This is a genomic window from Cereibacter azotoformans (genome assembly GCF_021391315.1).
GTDB classification, from domain to species: domain Bacteria; phylum Pseudomonadota; class Alphaproteobacteria; order Rhodobacterales; family Rhodobacteraceae; genus Cereibacter_A; species Cereibacter_A azotoformans.
Window position 1 is genome coordinate 381,918 of sequence record NZ_CP090021.1, and the last position, 15,218, is coordinate 397,135.

The 15,218-nt window shown below is 67.3% G+C and carries 19 protein-coding genes, 1 tRNA gene and 1 pseudogene; 14 read left to right on the forward strand and 7 right to left on the reverse strand.

Annotated elements, in window-relative coordinates; translation table 11 throughout:
* The first annotated feature begins 1 nt into the window (after nt 1).
* Entirely contained in the window at nt 2-562 is a 561-nt protein-coding gene (locus LV780_RS01880) for a hypothetical protein (protein WP_108220119.1), read from the forward strand.
* Here the strand turns inward: LV780_RS01880 and LV780_RS01885 are convergent.
* Nucleotides 544-1,617, reverse strand: a complete 1,074-nt coding sequence (locus LV780_RS01885; RefSeq protein WP_108220120.1) for a phosphatase PAP2 family protein — start codon at nt 1,615-1,617, stop codon at nt 544-546. The genes LV780_RS01880 and LV780_RS01885 overlap by 19 nt on opposite strands.
* A 153-nt stretch (nt 1,618-1,770) precedes the next feature.
* On the opposite strand from LV780_RS01885, the gene ribB reads away from it, so the two are divergent.
* The 4 genes from ribB (at nt 1,771) to LV780_RS01905 (ending at nt 4,449) form a co-directional block, all read left to right on the forward strand.
* Entirely contained in the window at nt 1,771-2,874 is a 1,104-nt protein-coding gene (ribB, locus tag LV780_RS01890; RefSeq protein ID WP_011907479.1) for a 3,4-dihydroxy-2-butanone-4-phosphate synthase, read from the forward strand.
* A gap of 3 nt (nt 2,875-2,877) precedes the next feature.
* Nucleotides 2,878-3,414 (forward strand): 6,7-dimethyl-8-ribityllumazine synthase, encoded by a 537-nt coding sequence (locus LV780_RS01895; RefSeq protein WP_011907480.1) that lies wholly within the window; start codon nt 2,878-2,880, stop codon nt 3,412-3,414.
* Entirely contained in the window at nt 3,411-3,884 is a 474-nt protein-coding gene (nusB, locus tag LV780_RS01900; protein WP_011907481.1) for a transcription antitermination factor NusB, read from the forward strand. Before LV780_RS01895 ends, nusB begins: the two co-directional genes overlap by 4 nt.
* 244 nt (nt 3,885-4,128) lie before the next feature.
* Nucleotides 4,129-4,449, forward strand: coding sequence for a hypothetical protein (locus tag LV780_RS01905; RefSeq protein WP_011907482.1), 321 nt, complete (start codon nt 4,129-4,131; stop codon nt 4,447-4,449).
* Here the strand turns inward: LV780_RS01905 and LV780_RS01910 are convergent.
* The gene (locus LV780_RS01910; protein ID WP_147326416.1) at nt 4,431-4,664 is read right to left on the reverse strand and encodes a hypothetical protein; all 234 of its coding nucleotides are present in this window, start codon (nt 4,662-4,664) and stop codon (nt 4,431-4,433) included. The genes LV780_RS01905 and LV780_RS01910 overlap by 19 nt on opposite strands.
* Between LV780_RS01910 and LV780_RS01915 the strand changes: the two genes are divergently transcribed.
* Complete coding sequence (locus LV780_RS01915; protein WP_108220121.1) at nt 4,651-5,523, forward strand: DUF481 domain-containing protein; 873 nt, start codon at nt 4,651-4,653, stop codon at nt 5,521-5,523. The two genes, LV780_RS01910 and LV780_RS01915, sit on opposite strands and share 14 nt — an antisense overlap.
* A gap of 369 nt (nt 5,524-5,892) precedes the next feature.
* Nucleotides 5,893-6,360, forward strand: a complete 468-nt coding sequence (locus tag LV780_RS01920; RefSeq protein ID WP_044247750.1) for an MmcB family DNA repair protein — start codon at nt 5,893-5,895, stop codon at nt 6,358-6,360.
* On the opposite strand, the gene LV780_RS01925 is transcribed toward LV780_RS01920, so the two are convergent.
* Nucleotides 6,361-6,582: a DUF6324 family protein gene (locus LV780_RS01925; RefSeq protein ID WP_011907485.1), complete on the reverse strand. Its 222-nt coding sequence runs from the start codon at nt 6,580-6,582 to the stop codon at nt 6,361-6,363.
* A 112-nt stretch (nt 6,583-6,694) separates the two neighbouring features.
* On the opposite strand from LV780_RS01925, the gene LV780_RS01930 reads away from it, so the two are divergent.
* Nucleotides 6,695-7,180 (forward strand): GNAT family N-acetyltransferase, encoded by a 486-nt coding sequence (locus tag LV780_RS01930; protein ID WP_011907486.1) that lies wholly within the window; start codon nt 6,695-6,697, stop codon nt 7,178-7,180.
* 52 nt (nt 7,181-7,232) lie between these two features.
* Nucleotides 7,233-7,309, forward strand: a tRNA-His gene (locus LV780_RS01935).
* A gap of 290 nt (nt 7,310-7,599) precedes the next feature.
* On the opposite strand, the pseudogene LV780_RS01940 reads toward LV780_RS01935, so the two are convergent.
* Both LV780_RS01940 and ssb read right to left on the reverse strand, forming a co-directional pair.
* Nucleotides 7,600-7,798: pseudogene (locus LV780_RS01940) on the reverse strand (transposase); the annotation flags it as partial.
* A gap of 253 nt (nt 7,799-8,051) precedes the next feature.
* Nucleotides 8,052-8,540 carry a single-stranded DNA-binding protein gene (gene ssb / locus LV780_RS01945; protein ID WP_101340629.1) on the reverse strand — a complete coding sequence of 163 codons (489 nt, stop codon included), beginning with the start codon at nt 8,538-8,540 and terminating at the stop codon, nt 8,052-8,054.
* A gap of 212 nt (nt 8,541-8,752) precedes the next feature.
* Here ssb and LV780_RS01950 point away from each other — a divergent pair, with 212 nt between their 5' ends.
* Nucleotides 8,753-9,367, forward strand: coding sequence for a lytic transglycosylase domain-containing protein (locus LV780_RS01950; protein ID WP_108220141.1), 615 nt, complete (start codon nt 8,753-8,755; stop codon nt 9,365-9,367).
* 56 nt (nt 9,368-9,423) lie between these two features.
* Here LV780_RS01950 and serS read toward each other — a convergent pair whose 3' ends face one another.
* Both serS and LV780_RS01960 read right to left on the reverse strand, forming a co-directional pair.
* On the reverse strand, nt 9,424-10,716 hold the full coding sequence (serS, locus tag LV780_RS01955; RefSeq protein WP_108220122.1) for a serine--tRNA ligase: 1,293 nt from the start codon (nt 10,714-10,716) through the stop codon (nt 9,424-9,426).
* Nucleotides 10,717-10,803: 87 nt separating this feature from the next.
* Nucleotides 10,804-11,376, reverse strand: a complete 573-nt coding sequence (locus LV780_RS01960) for a superoxide dismutase family protein (RefSeq protein ID WP_108220123.1) — start codon at nt 11,374-11,376, stop codon at nt 10,804-10,806.
* Between the two features lie 247 nt (nt 11,377-11,623).
* Here LV780_RS01960 and yajC point away from each other — a divergent pair, with 247 nt between their 5' ends.
* The 4 genes from yajC (at nt 11,624) to LV780_RS01980 (ending at nt 15,136) form a co-directional block, all read left to right on the forward strand.
* Nucleotides 11,624-11,953 carry a preprotein translocase subunit YajC gene (gene yajC / locus LV780_RS01965; RefSeq protein WP_011907512.1) on the forward strand — a complete coding sequence of 110 codons (330 nt, stop codon included), beginning with the start codon at nt 11,624-11,626 and terminating at the stop codon, nt 11,951-11,953.
* A 17-nt stretch (nt 11,954-11,970) separates the two neighbouring features.
* On the forward strand, nt 11,971-13,635 hold the full coding sequence (gene secD / locus LV780_RS01970; RefSeq protein WP_011907513.1) for a protein translocase subunit SecD: 1,665 nt from the start codon (nt 11,971-11,973) through the stop codon (nt 13,633-13,635).
* A 9-nt stretch (nt 13,636-13,644) separates the two neighbouring features.
* The gene (gene secF, locus LV780_RS01975) at nt 13,645-14,619 is read left to right on the forward strand and encodes a protein translocase subunit SecF (protein WP_011907514.1); all 975 of its coding nucleotides are present in this window, start codon (nt 13,645-13,647) and stop codon (nt 14,617-14,619) included.
* Between the two features lie 163 nt (nt 14,620-14,782).
* Complete coding sequence (locus LV780_RS01980; protein WP_108220124.1) at nt 14,783-15,136, forward strand: Mth938-like domain-containing protein; 354 nt, start codon at nt 14,783-14,785, stop codon at nt 15,134-15,136.
* Nucleotides 15,137-15,218: the final 82 nt, after the last annotated feature.

The following is a 15,218-nucleotide window of genomic DNA, read 5'->3' on the forward strand; positions in this document are numbered from 1 at the left end:
GATGGCGCTCGCGGGCCTCGGCCACAACGGCGGGCCGACGCTCGAGAGCGGCGGAAGCTGGCGGAGGCACTGCTGGTCGCGCGCACGGGCCGACCTCTTGCCGACCTTGCCGCTCGAGGTGCTGCGGACGCGCGTCCGCCGTGCGGCCGAACTGGGGCTCGACTACCGCACCTACGCGTCGGTTCGGGCCGCGACCGGGCATGACGTGGTGGCCTTCCTCTTTTCGTCAAACGCGTTGCGCGTGATGCCGGGGCAGGAGATGCCGGCGGATCGGTCGGATAGGCTTGGCCGGATCGGGGCCGAGCGCATCGGTCTCGCGCAGGGCCGCCTTGCGCCCGAGGATCTGCTCGCCGCGGCCCAGGGGCTGCTGGCCGCGGCTCATCCCGCCCCGCGGCCTTTCGCCGGATGGTCCGAACAGCGCCACCTCCTGCGCGCGGCGCTGGGGCGCATCCCGTCGGACCGGGTGATCCTGGTGGGCGAGGGCTGGCTGGAGCGGGAATGGTCACAGGCCGCGCGTTTCGCGGCCTGCCTTGAGGCCGACCGTTACATGCGGGCAGGTTGAGGGTCCGCCTCGGGGCCTGATGCCCGCCCCTCGATCATCCGCCGGACGGCGAACCAGACGGCTGCGGTCAGGGCGATGCTGGCATAGCCGTCCACGGCATAGTGCCAGCCCAGATGCACCGATCCGACAAGGATCAGGCCGAGGAAGCCCACCATCAGCCCGCCCGCCCAGCGGCGCCATGTGAAGGCATAGAGGGTCATCAGCGTGGTGCTGGCCACATGCATGGACGGGAAGGCCGAGATGCCGCGCAGGCCCTCGCCGGACTGGTAGCCCGTCCAGAGCAGGTCCTGCACATGGAGTGCCCAGACGGGACTTGTCCCGTGGAACTGGCGGAGCGTCTGCATCAGCGGCTCGTAGCGGTCGCCAAGGCCGAGGGCCGCGTAGTAGCAGGGGCCGGCCGAAGAAAAGACAATGGCCAGCAGGTTGCCGCCAAGTCCCCATACCAGCGTGAAGGACAGAAGGAACGTGCGGCGCGCACCGGGATTTGTGCCGGTGAAGCAGCCGGCCATCACCACGAAATAGAGCAGCAGCAGCCAGAAGTGATAGGCGCCATTGAGGGCGGTCGTGGCAAGCGGGTTGCCCATGAGCTGCATCGTCCAGTGGTAGGGATCCATCCCGCCGTGGAGGCTGCGGTCCAGGGCGGCGAAGGTTGTGTCCCAGCCGAAGGGGTTCACGGCCGGAATGATGCTCTTGATGTAGGAGAAGGCATCGAAGAAGAAGCTGAACGCGCCCAGAGCCACCGCGCCCGAGGCGAGCCGCGGTGCGTCCGAGAGATGCCGGCGCAACTCGGCGAGGTAGAGCGGGATCGGTCGGCCCGCGGGGCGCTGGCGGGCAATCGAGACCAGCAGGACCACCGACATGACAAAGAGATAGAGCGGCAGCATCACCCCCAGCAGCTTTAGGAGGAAGAGAGCCGTGTTGTTCTCGTATTCGAGGCCATAGGCGGCCGCGAGAAGCCTTGCCGCAAGGACGTTCGCGCCGCATGCAAGGATCAGCCATCGGTTCTCGTGGAAAGCGTGCCGCAGCGCGCCCGTCACATGCCCGGCAACGTGCATTCGGTTCTCCGTGATGAACGCACCGTTTCTGATCTGCGATTGGGGCGCCTTCGCGGCACGGAGATGGAAAGTCCGGGTCGCGGGCGGGCGGCGCTGCCTCTGGCCTTTCGCGCACGCTCGCGCTATGGGCAGGTCTGATCCCGGAGCGATGCGATGAGCCACACGAAGACCGAATATTCCGACGCGATCTCTCCGATCGAGGAGATCATCGACGACGCTCGCAACGGGCGGATGTTCATCCTCGTGGACCATGAGGACCGCGAGAACGAGGGTGACCTCGTGATCCCCGCGCAGATGTGCACGCCGGCCGCCATCAACTTCATGGCCACTCACGGGCGCGGGCTGATCTGCCTTGCACTGCCTTCGGCGCGGGTGGACCAGCTGGGCCTGCACCTGATGGCGCCGAAGAACTCGTCGCGCCACGAGACCGCCTTTACCATCTCGATCGAGGCCCGCGAGGGCGTCACGACCGGGATCTCGGCGGCCGACCGGGCCCGCACCGTGGCCGTCGCCATCGACCCGACGAAGGGGCCGCAGGACATCGCGACCCCGGGCCATGTCTTCCCGCTGCGTGCGCGGGACGGGGGCGTGCTCGTGCGCGCGGGCCATACCGAGGCCGCGGTGGACGTGAGCCGCCTTGCGGGTCTGAACGCGTCGGGCGTGATCTGCGAGATCATGAACGACGACGGCACCATGGCCCGCCTGCCGGATCTCGTGGCCTTCGCCCAGCGGCACGGGCTGAAGATCGGCACGATCTCGGACCTGATCGCCTACCGCCGCCGGCATGACAATCTCGTGAAGGAGAAGGCGGTCAAGCATGTTACCTCGTGCTACGGCGGCGACTGGCTGATGCGCATCTTCGCCGACGACACGCAGGGCGCCGAGCATGTGATCCTCTCGAAGGGCAATGTCACGGACGGCGAGCCGGTGCTGGTGCGGATGCATGCGCTCAACCCGCTTGAGGATGTGCTGGGCATCGGCTCGGCCCATGCGGGCGATCTGCACGGCGCGATGCGGCTGATCGCGCAGGAGGGTCGCGGCGTGGTCGTGCTCTTGCGCGACGTCACCATGAAGCTCGTGATGGATGACGAGGCCTCGCCGCAGACGCTGCGCCAGTATGGGCTCGGCGCCCAGATCCTCTCGGCGCTCGGCCTGTCGCAGATCGTGCTTGTCACCAATTCCCGTGCGCCGAAGGTGGTTGGGCTTGAGGCCTACGGCCTTTCCATCGTCGGCACGCACCATATTTCCGAGGTCTGACCGATGGCCGGTTCCGAATCCCACTACAGCCTGCCGCTGCCCGCCTTCGACAAGCCCGCCCGGCTTCTGATCGTGGTGGCGCCCTATTACCGCGACATCGCCGACGATCTGATCGCCGGCGCCAAGGCCGTGATCGAAGGCTGCGGCGCAAGCTGGGATCTGGTCGAGGTGCCGGGGGCGCTGGAGCTGCCCACGGCCATCGCCATGGCCGAGCGTCAGGCGAATTTCGACGGCTATGTCGCGCTCGGCTGCGTGATCCGCGGCGAGACCACCCATTACGACACGGTCTGCAACGATTCGAGCCGCGGGCTGATGCTCCTCGGCCTGCAGGGTGCCTGCATCGGCAACGGCATCCTCACGGTCGAGAATCGCGAGCAGGCGGTTGTGCGCGCCGCACCCTCCGGCCAGGACAAGGGCGGCGGGGCCGCGGCCGCCGCGCTGCATCTGATCGCCCTCTCGCGGCAGTGGTCGGGCCAGCGCAAGGGCATGGGCTTCAAGCCGGTGGACGAGTTCCGCCTTGCCGGGAAGACCGAAGCATGAGCGTGAAACCCGACAAGCGGCAGATGAAATCGGCCTCGCGGCTCTATGCGGTGCAGGCGCTCTTCCAGATGGAATGCTCCGGCCAGACGGTCGAGCAGGTCGCGCGGGAGTTCGAGACCCATCGGTTCGGCGCGATCTACGAGGGCGACGAGATGGCCGAGGGCGACGCCCGCAGCTTTCGCAGCATCGTCTCGGGCGCGGTGAACCGTCAGGCGGGCATCGACCAGTTGACCGATCGGGCGCTGGTCGCCAAATGGCCGATCGACCGGATCGACCCGGTGATCCGCGCGCTCTTCCGGGCCGCGGGCTCGGAGCTGCTCGAGAGCGACACGCCGCCCAAGGTGGTGATCAACGAGTTCGTGGACATCGCCAAGGCCTTCTTTCCCGATGGCCGCGAGCCCAAGTTCGTGAATGCGGTGCTCGATCACATGGCCCGCGAGGCCAGGCCCGAGGCCTTCCCGCAGGGCTGAGCCACCCGCGTGCGCGGGGCCCATGCTCCTTTGGACAGGTCCGGGAACAAAGCCTCCGTGCCTCCTGTTCACGCGATGATACCGGAGCGGCACTGCCCCCGGACCGCGGCAGTGACGCCCCTGTGCAGGGGGCGCACACAGATCACGCGGGTCGGGGCGGCGGACAGGAATCCTGCGCCCAGGATGCAGATTCTTGTGGCTTGCCGGATGGCTGGCGGTATCGTGGTCGCAAGGAGCCCAGATCATGCCACAGCTTGTCCGACTCTATATCGTGAACGTCCTCATCGGCTTCGGGATCTCGCTTGCCTTCGTCGTGGCTCTTGTCGCGATGGATGTGGCGGGTCTGGGCCATCTCGTGCTGCACACCGACATGGGCTGGCTCGGCGGCCTGATGCTCGTGATGTTCAACGGCGTCGTCTTCGCCGGAGTGCAATTCGCCATCGCGGTGATGCGCATGGCCGATCCTGAGGATCGCACCCCACCCGGCGGCCGCCTGCGCCCGATTCGGACCGAGCTGGTTCCGATTCCGGTTGCGGTTTCGCGCGATCACAAAAAGCGGCGTTGAGGCTCGCCTGCTCCAAAAATGCGGTCATCTGAACGGATTGGAGGCATGGCGGCTCTGTCGCGTGCCAATGAAATGTTGTAATATTGACACAGGACCTGGCGCTGCCCGGCCTTGGCGGAACAGGCATCACCACCTGCAGTTGTCCCTTCGGCAGCACATGCCAGCCGCAATTCAGCGGCAACCTTCAAGAAGGGGAAAAGCATGAAAGAGAACATTCGCCTGACCGGTCTCACGGCGTTGGCCCTGCTGATCGGCTCCACCGCGGTTCATGCCCAGGTCGGCACGATCACCGGCACGCGGCAACTGGAGGAGCGGCTCGAGGATATCGAGGAAGACATTCAGGAGGATCTCGAAGAGGCCGAGGACCCCTATCGTTTCGGAACCCCGGAGTTCCGTCCCGGCTTCTCCGGCAGCGCCTCGATCGGCTACAGCGGCTCGGACGGCAACACCGATGAGCAGAACCTTACCATCGGCGCCCGCCTGCGTCACGCGCAGGGTCCGTTCGTTCAGAACTTCGGCCTCGTGCTCGACTATGCCGAGACCGACGGAAACTCGGACCAGGAAGACATCTTCATGGTCTATGAGGGCAACTACTACTTCAACGAACAGTTCTACGGCTTCGTGTTGGGCCGGGCGGAGTTCAACGGACTCGCTGACGAACTGGACGTGACAGGTGATCTTGCCGATGTGCCGCTCGCGGAACGCGTCAAGACCGACGGATTCATCGGCTTCGGCCCGGGCTACCGCGTCGTGAACCGCCCCGACATGACCTGGCGGGTCCAGGCCGGTATCGGCGTCAGCTACCTCGAGTTCGGAGACGGTCGCGACGAGACCGAGACGGGCTACATCGCCTCGTCCCGCTTCTACTGGCGCTTCAACGAGAACGTGTTCCTGACGAACGACACCGACGTTCTCGAGTCGGACGAAGCCCTTCGGGTCAACAACGACTTCGGCGTGAACTTCCGGATGACCGACGCCTTCTCGACCCGGGTGAGCTATCTCACCGACTACAACGAGGCGCGCGCGATCCGCACCGACAACAAGCTCGGCGTGTCGCTGGTCTATGGTTTCTGAGGATAGGGGGGGCGGGGATACTCGCCCCCTTTCCTGCGCCCGGAGGCCCACGACCTTCGGCGCGCGGGGAATGCGGCGGGAACCGCGGCAACCGTGGTGGCGTGCGTTTCCCGAGAGCCTGAGTGTCAGGTGGTCGCCAGATACCAGAGCCACGGCCCTGGCAGAGCCAGCTCCCTCGGAGATGCTTATCGGCCACTGGAAAAGAACCACACACGAGAGGGGCAGAACCCGCCACCGCTCTAGATAGGGCCTTGAGCCCGGCGCGGCAAGAGAGCCTGAACCTCCCTCTCCAGATCCGTTCCCGGCGGGCGGGAATGTTGGCGGCGCCAGAGCATGGACTTCTGTTCTCTTTCCGTTCATGATCGTCGGATGCACACAGCCACTCTTCCCGATTCCGGTCTCGCGGCGCTCGCCCCGGGCCAGCGGCTCGCCCGCGGGGTCTGTCGGCACCTGCGCGGGCTCGATTTCGTGTCGGTGGTCGAGCTGGTTCCGACGCCCGGTCTGCGCGTGGATGTCATGGCGCTCGGCCCGAAGGGCGAGATCTGGGTGATCGAGTGCAAGTCATCGCGCGCCGACTTCCTGTCGGACCGCAAGTGGCAGGGATATCTCGACTGGTGCGACCGATTCTTCTTTGCGGTGGATCAGGCCTTCCCGCTCGACCTGCTGCCCGGCGATGCGGGCCTCATCCTCACCGACGCCTATGACGCCGACATCCTGCGGATGGCGCCGGAAGGCAGGCTCGCCCCGGCGCGGCGCAAGGCGCTGATTCAGGCTTTCGCCCGGCATGCGGCCCTGCGCCTGCAGGGCCTGCGCGACCCCGGCTCGTTGGCGGGATAGTCAGGGCCGCTTCCGGGGGGGGCGCGAATCGCTCTGCTTGCCCATTGCCCGCGCCCGCTCGGCCGCAGCGCGCAGCTCTTCGGCGATCTCGTCGGCCTCGTCCGGGTCGAAATCCAGCGGAAGATCTACGCCGTCGCCCTCGACATAGATCCGCACCATGCCAAGCGACGTCGGCCCGATCTGCAGGTTCGCCGCGATCTCGCTCTGCTTGTCGATCCCCATCCTGTCCTCCGATGCCAGTTGCGTGGGCGTAGCGCCCTTCGGTCGCGCTGGCAAGGCGCCGCCTTGATCGGCGAAGGGTGCGGCCCCATGATCGGAAGGGGAGGGCGCGTGCATGCTGGAGGAACTGGAACTGCGTGACCTCGAGATCGGCGATGCGGGCTGGATCGTGGCCCGCCACGCCGAGATCTATGCGGTCGAGGCCGGCTTCGACATGACCTTCGAGGCGCAGGTGGCCGAGGTGATGGCCCGCTTCATCCGCACGCGCGATCCGATCCGGGAGCGGGCCTTCATCGCCGCGTTCGACGGGCGGCGCGTGGGCTGCCTGCTCTGCATGCGCCTGACCGAGGAGAGCGCGAAGGTCGGCCTGTTCCTCGTCGAGCCCGAGATGCGGTGCCGCGGCATCGGCCGCCGCCTCTTGCAGGAGGCGATGGGATTTGCCCGTGCCCACGGCTACGGCAGCATCGGTTTCTGGACGTTCGACGGGCAGCGGGCGTCCGAGGCGCTCTACCTCTCCGTGGGCTTCCGTCTGGTGACCTCGCACCCCGCCCACTCCTTCGGCCGGGACGTGATCGAACAGGAGTGGGAGATCCTTCTGTAATGCACGATGCCCTCTTGCATTCCGTGTTCCCGGCGTCTAAATGGCCGCGAGTGCCGGCTTAGCTCAGTTGGTTAGAGCACCAGATTGTGGATCTGGGGGTCCCCCGTTCGAGCCGGGGAGTCGGTACCACTCAACGCCGAGGATTTATTGAGGCCGTGCGGCAGGCGCGTCCCCGTAGGGGCGTTGCTTCGGATTTTTTCTGGCCCACCCGCGTCACCCCTTCGCAGCCCCGAGACGGAGTCACGGTTTCCGTCCCCGGGCGAGCGCGTCCACTTCCCGCTCCGCACGGCAGTTCGACCGCGCGGGACCGGGGCTGCCCGCGATGCGAAAGAAGCCCCTTCAATACGCCGGCAGGCCCCGCTGGTTGGCTGCTCAGAGCGGATCTGGCCGCAGCGTTTCTCGGACTCGATCCCGACAACTTCGACCGCCCGCGTCGAGACGACGTGGGCGCAAGCTTCCTCGATGATGGCCCCAAGGGCCTTCTCCGCCGTCCGGCGGTTCCAGAAACCCGGAGAGGCAGCTGCCCCTCCCGAGCTTGGGGATCTCCAGCGCGATCCGTGCGGCGCGGATCTCCCAGCCCCGGTCCCGGTATTCGTTGCGCTGGACCTCCCGCATCGGTGCCATCGGCGATGCGCCCTGCTGCCCGAGTTGTTCGACCAGATCCGAGGAGGTCGCCGCCGATGGCGCCTCCGATACCCGCAAGCGCCATGAGGCCATCGCCGCCCTGGGGGTCGCCGCGTTCGTCGGGCGGTCCTTCCACTGGAAGACCCACCTCGTCACTCCCGCCCCGCAAGAACGCCCGAACCCTTAACCATCTCGGCAACAGGGCCGCGGTCAAGGGTTCCTTCTTCCGATTCCTGAGGCCAATGCCTCAGAACGGGATCTCGTCATCCAGATCGCTCCGCCGACCGCCACCCGAGGGGGCGTTGCCGCGGGAGCCTCCGAAGTTGTCGTAGCTTTCCGAGCCGCCGCGGTCTTCGTAGCCGCCGCTGGAGCCCGCGCTGTCTCCGCGGCCTCCGAGCATCGTCAGGGCGCTGCGGAACGGGCGCAGCACGACCTCGGTCGTGTAGCGGTCCTGGCCCGACTGGTCCTGCCACTTCCGCGTCTCGAGCTGGCCCTCGATATAGACCGTCGAGCCCTTGCGCAGATATTGCTCGGCCACCCGGGCGAGGTTCTCGTCGAAGATCGCAACCGAATGCCACTCGGTCCGCTCCTTCCGCTCGCCCGAGGCGCGGTCGCGCCACTGCTCGGATGTGGCGATGCGCAGGTTCACGACCTTCCCGCCGTTCTGAAAGCTCCGAACCTCGGGATCGCGGCCGAGATTGCCGATGATGATGACCTTGTTGACCGAGCCCGCCATGCTTCCTCCGATTCCTTGGACCGGGGCATGGTGCCCCGGATCTGGTTAAGGGATGCCTATACCGAGCCGGCCGCACCCGCAACGGCTGCCTCCTTCGGGGGAGGGAGCCCGCCCATGCCCCGGAAACTCCCGCAGGGGTTGTGGTCAAAACGGTAGCGAAGATCGGGGGTTTCCGTATAACGTTCCCGGCGGGACAGATGAAGGTTGATTTCATGCGGCAATTGATCGGTGCTGTCGGCGCGGCGGTCCTGGGTCTTGGCCTGGCTGTGGTGCCCGTCGAGGTTCATGCCGAAGGGCAGACTCTTCAGCGATCGACGATGAACCGGGCCGGCATCTTCAAGTCACAGACGAGGCTTCTCGACGGCCGTCTCTCGCAGCAATACGAGGGCTCGGTCCGGCTGAAGCCCAAGGTCGAGCCGATTCCGGCGGCCCTGCCTGCGGTCCGCTACAGCGGGCGCTACAAGGGCGAGTATCTCGAGGTTGCCAAGACGCTCGCGCGGAAGCATGGCGTGCCCGAACAGCTGTTCCTGCGGCTGGTTCAGCAGGAATCGGGCTGGAACCCGGGCGCGGTTTCGGTGAAGGGCGCCACGGGGCTGGCGCAGCTCATGCCGGGCACGGCGCAGCTCCTCCGCGTGGACATCAACGATCCGCATCAGAATCTCGAGGGTGGCGCGCGCTACCTCAAGATGATGTTTGACAAGTTCGGAACCTGGCAGCTTGCGCTCGCCGCCTACAACGCCGGGCCGAAGGCGGTCGAAAAGCACTCGGGCATCCCACCCTATCGGGAGACGCAGAATTACGTCAAGGTCATCTGGGGCAACGGCTGACCTGCCGCCACGGAGGGCCCCGCGGGGACCATCCGTGTCAGCGCGGCAGCCGGGGATCACTCCAGCGTGCCGTCCGCTGCGATGCGCCCCTTGCCGCCCAGATAGGGATGCAGCACGGCCGGAAGCTCCACGGCGCCATCCTCCTGCTGGCCATTCTCGAGCACGGCGATCAGGCAGCGCCCCACCGCGAGGCCCGAGCCGTTCAGCGTGTGCACGAACTCGGGCTTGCCGCCGCCGGCCGGCCGGAAACGGGCGTTCATCCGCCGCGCCTGAAAGTCGCCGCAGACCGAGACCGAGCTGATCTCGCGGTAGGTGTTCTGCCCCGGCAGCCAGACCTCGAGGTCGTGCGTCCTTGTGGCGCCGAAGCCCATGTCGCCGGTGCAGAGCACGATGGTGCGATAGGGCAGGCCCAGCTTTTCGAGGATCGCCTCGGCGCAGCGGGTCATGCGCTCATGCTCGTCCCGCGAGGTCTCGGGCGTGGTGATCGAGACCATCTCGACCTTCTCGAACTGGTGCTGGCGCAGCATGCCGGCCGTATCCTTGCCCGCGCTGCCCGCTTCCGAGCGGAAGCACTGGGTATGGGCGGTCATGCGGATCGGAAGCTGCGCTTCCTCGAGGATCTCGCCCGCCACCGTGTTCGTAAGGGTCACCTCGGCGGTGGGGATCAGCCACCAGCCGTTCGTGGTCTGGTAGCTGTCCTCCGAGAACTTGGGCAGCTGGCCGGTGCCGAACATGGCCTCGTCCTTCACGAGAACCGGGGTCCAGGTCTCGGTCAGCCCGTGCTCGGCCACATGGGTGTCGAGCATGAACTGCGCGAGCGCCCGGTGCACGCGGATCACCGCGCCCGTCAGCATCACGAAGCGGCTTCCCGACAGCTTGGCCGCCGTCGCGAAATCCATGCCGGGCTTCGCGCCGGCGATCTCGAAATGCTCCTTGGGCGTGAAGGAGAAGCTGCGCGGCGCACCCCAGCGGCGGATCTCGACGTTGGCGCTCTCGTCGGGCCCGTCCGGCACATCGTCGAGGGGCAGGTTCGGCAGCGCCACCAGCATGTCGCGCAGCCGCGCATCCTCGGCCGCGGCCTCCTCGTTCAGGCGGGCAATCTCGGCCTTCTTCTCGGCCACCAGGGCGCGCAGCCGCTCGAACTCGGCCTCGTCGCCGCGCGCCTTGGCCGCGCCCACGTCCTTCGAGGCGCGGTTCTGCTCGGCCTGCGCCGTCTCGGCGGCCAGGATCTTCGACCGCCGCGCCTCGTCGATCGCAAGGATCTCGCCCGAGAGCGCCGAGAGGCCCCGCCGCGCAAGGGCGGTGTCGAAGCGGTCGGGGTTCTCGCGGATGGCGCGGATGTCGTGCATGGGTTCACCTTCGCTTGAGGATCGGGCCTCTATTGCCCGATCCCTTCCGCCAGGTGAACCGGAATCTTCCGCGGCGGGTTGACCGTCCTACTCGATGACGGCGCAGGCAATGCGGTCGCCCGCGTCGCCGGCGGGCTGGCTCACGTAATCGTCAGGCCCCGAATGAAGCATCAGCGCCCGGCCCACGAGGTCCGAGTCGTTCTCGCTGCCCAGCTGGACGAAGGTGTTGAAGACCTGCGCGCGCAGGATCCCGTCGGCGCCGACATACTGGTTGGGCATGTCACCGGCATGAGGGCCTGTCTCGACCATGAGCCCGTGGTCGGTGTCGGCGAGGGCGAAGTGCCCGCCGGCGGACTCGAAGTTGTTGCCCTGGTCGCACTCGCCGTTCTCGTGGATGTGGAAGCCGAGCCAGCTCTCGGCCGGCAGGCCCTGCAGGTCGAGCGTGATGAGGACGCCGTGCGGCAGCGGCGCAAGCTGGGCGGTGCCGATGGCGGTGCCGTCGCTGTTGATGAAGGTTGCCCGGCGCTCGGAGAAGCCCGCCTGTCCGGGAGCGGCCTGTGCATCGTGGGCATGTTGCGGCACGTCCTGTGCCAGCGCGGGCTGGGCGAGGGCCGGGCCGGCGAGCAGCGCGGCGGCGGCGAGGGTGATGGTCCTGTGCATGGGTCTCCTCCTTCGGACGGGGCGTGTCGAGGGGCAACGGGGCGCGGCCAAGCCTGTTCCCGATCCAGGCGGTTACAGCCACCTTTGGCCCGCGCCGCCCGCACCCGATCCGCGCACCGGCCTTGGAACGGGCGGGATCGCGCATATATGGGCCGCCATGGCTTGCTTGCCATCGCGGCACCCCGCGGCTAGGGTGCGCCCCGCCAAAGTCCGGGCCTGACCCCCGGGTGTATCCAAGAGGACGATGATGTTCGTGACCCCCGCCTTCGCTCAGGCCGCCGCTCCGGGTGGTGCTGCCGGCGCTTTCACCAGTTTCGTGCCGCTCATCCTGATCTTCGTGATCATGTATTTCCTTCTGATCCGTCCTCAGCAGAAGAAACTGAAGGAACACAAGGCGATGGTCGAGGCGCTGCGCCGCGGTGACCAGGTTCTCACCGGCGGCGGCATCGTCGGCAAGGTGGTGAAGGTCCATGAGGACGGCATCATCGACGTCGAGATTGCCGAGGGCGTGAAGGTCCGCGTGATGAAGTCCACCATCGTGCAGGTCATGTCCAAGACCGAACCTGCCGCCGCCTGATCCAAGGTCCGGTCCAGATGCTCCATTTCCCCGTTTGGAAGCGCGTTCTGATCTGGGGCATCTGCGCCCTTGCGATCCTCTACGCCGCGCCCAACTTCCTCTACGGCCGTGTCGAATCCCACAACGATGCGGTTGCAGCCATCGAGAAGGCCGGGGGGACCGCCACCCCCGAGCAGGCGGAGGCGGTGGCGCTCTGGCCCGACTGGCTGCCCTCGAGCATCGTCAACCTCGGGCTCGACCTTCGCGGCGGGGCGCACCTGCTCGCCGAGGTCCGTGTCGAGGATGTCTATGAGGCCCGGATGGACGGGCTCTGGCCCGAGGTGCGCGACGCTCTGCGCGGCCTGCGCGACCAGGTGGGCTCGATCCGACGCCAGACGGCCCCCGCGGGCGAGCTGCGCATCGCCATCTCGCGCCCCGAGGGGATGCCCGCCGCGCTGGACGCCGCGCGCAAGCTGGCCCAGCCGGTGATTTCCTTCACCGGCATGGGGCAGAGCGACATCGAGGTGTCGAGCCAGAACGACGTGCTGGTGATCCGCCTGACGGATGCCGAGCGCACGGCGATGGACAGCCGGACCGTTCAGCAGAGCCTCGAGATCATCCGCCGGCGTGTCGATGAGGTGGGCACGCGCGAGCCCACCATCCAGCGCCAGGGCGAGGACCGGATCCTGATCCAGGTCCCCGGCATCGGCTCGGCCGCCGAACTCAAGTCGCTGATCGGTACCACGGCCAAGCTGACCTTCCACCCGGTCCTGAGCCGCACCGCCGAGGCGCCGCCAAGCGCCAGTGGCGACCTCGTGCTGCCGGCCTCCAACGAGCAGGGGATCTACTACGTCCTCGAGCGCGCGCCCGTCGTGACGGGCGAGGAGTTGGTCGATGCCCAGCCCTCGTTCGACCAGAACAACCGCCCGGCCGTGAGCTTCCGCTTCAACCCCTCGGGGGCGCGGCTCTTCGGCGACTATACCGCGCAGAACATCGGCAAGCCCTTTGCGATCGTTCTCGATGACGAGGTGATCTCGGCGCCGGTGATTCAGGCCCATATCGCGGGCGGATCGGGCATCATCACCGGCAACTTTTCGGTCGAGGAATCCACGGAACTCGCGGTCCTGCTTCGCGCGGGTGCGCTTCCGGCCGAGATGACCTTCCTCGAGGAACGCACCATCGGCCCCGAGCTGGGGCAGGATTCCATCGATGCCGGCCGCACCGCGGCCATCGTCGGCATGATCGCCGTCGTGGCCTTCATGATCGCAAGCTACGGCTGGTTCGGCGTGCTGGCCAACATCGCGCTCGCGATCAACATGATGGCGATCCTGGCGCTTCTGTCCGTGATCGGGGCGACCCTGACGCTGCCCGGCATCGCCGGAATCGTGCTGACCATCGGCGTTGCGGTCGATGCCAACGTGCTGATCTTCGAGCGCATCCGCGAGGAACTGCGGCAGGGCAAGATGCCCGCGCGGGCCATCGAGCTTGGCTTTCAGAAGGCCTTCTCGGCGATCCTCGACGCGAACGCGACCACCTTCCTCGTCGCCGTCATCATGTTCCTCGTGGGTGCGGGTCCGGTGCGGGGCTTTGCCGTCACGCTGACCATCGGCATCTTCACCTCGGTCTTCACGGCCGTCTATGTCACCCGGATCCTTGTCGCCACCTGGTTCGCCTGGCGGCGGCCGCGTGCGATCGTCGTCTGAGGAGTTCCCATGGCCTTCCGCCTCAAGCTCTGCCCCGAGAAGACGAACATCAACTTCTTCCGCGCCGCGCCGTTGACCTTCGGCTTCTCGGTGTTCCTCATGGTGGCCTCGCTCGTCGTGTGGCTGACGATGGGACTGAACTTCGGGATCGACTTCCGCGGCGGCACCACGATCCGCACCGAATCCACCCAGCCCGTGGATGTGGGCGCCTACCGCACCGCGCTGCAGGGGCTCGAACTTGGGGACATCTCGATCACCGAGGTGTTCGACCCCGGCTTCCGCGAGGATCAGCATGTCGCGATGGTCCGCATCGGGGCGCAGGACGACACCCAGTCGATCACGCCCGAGCAGATCGCGACGGTCGAGGCCGCGCTTCAGACGGTCGATCCCACGATCACCTTCCCGTCGGTCGAGTCGGTCGGGCCCAAGGTCTCGTCCGAGCTGATCTGGTCGGCGATCACGGCGGTTGCGGCGGCCTGTGCGGGCATCGCCTTCTACATCTGGCTCAGGTTCGAATGGCAGTTCGCCGTGGGCTCGGTGGCGGCGCTGGTCCATGACGTGCTCGTGACGATCGGGGTCTTCGCGCTGTTCCAGATCCGGTTCGACCTGACGACGGTGGCGGCGCTTCTGACCGTTCTGGGCTATTCGATCAACGACACGGTGGTGGTCTTCGACCGGCTTCGCGAGAACCTCGTGAAATACAAGTCGATGCCGCTGCGCGACGTGATGAACCTGTCGGTCAACGAGACCCTGAGCCGGACGCTCATGACGCTGATGACGACGCTGATCGCGCTGAGCGCGCTGCTGGTCTTCGGCGGCGACGTGATCCGCGGCTTTGTCTTCGCCATCACCTTTGGCGTGGTGATCGGAACCTATTCCTCGATCTACATGGCCAAGAACATCGTGCTCTATCTCGGCGTTGACCGCGGAGGGCCGAAGAAGGACAGCAAGGCGGGCACCCAGTTCGCCAACATCGACGCGTGACGCAAGGGGCGGCGGGACGCCGCCCCCGTGCCTCGCGGACCGGCTTGCAGAGTGCCCGTTGCGGTCGCTTGTGTTCCCGACCGCGCCCGGCCCGGCTCGTGCCGCCGGGCCGGCTGTCGCAGGGCCGCCCCGGTGGCCCGGCGCCCGATGAGGAGGATCCCTGATGCGACTGACCGAGATTGCCTATGACAGCGCCCGACCCGTCGAGGGCTACGGCCCCGGCTATTTCCGCATCGGCGGGCAGGTGCTGGAGGGGGCCTGCCTGATCTCGCCCTGGGGCGCCGGCCCCTGGGGCGGGCTCGAGGACACGTCCGGCCCGCTGGCCCTCGCCGACCGGATCGACGTGCTCTTCGTGGGAATGGGCGCCGACGTGGCCCATGTGCCTCGCGCCTTCCGGGCGGCTCTGGAAGAGGCCGGTGTCGGGGTCGAGACCATGTCCTCGCCCGCCGCCTGCCGGACCTACAACGTCCTCCTCTCCGAAGGCCGCCGCGTCGCCATCGCGCTGCTGCCCGTCTGATCTGGCACGCGCCGGATGGGGAGCCCTGCACCCTCGCGCGACCCCGGTCCGGCGACCCTTCCGCTGCCGCGCGGGATGCGCT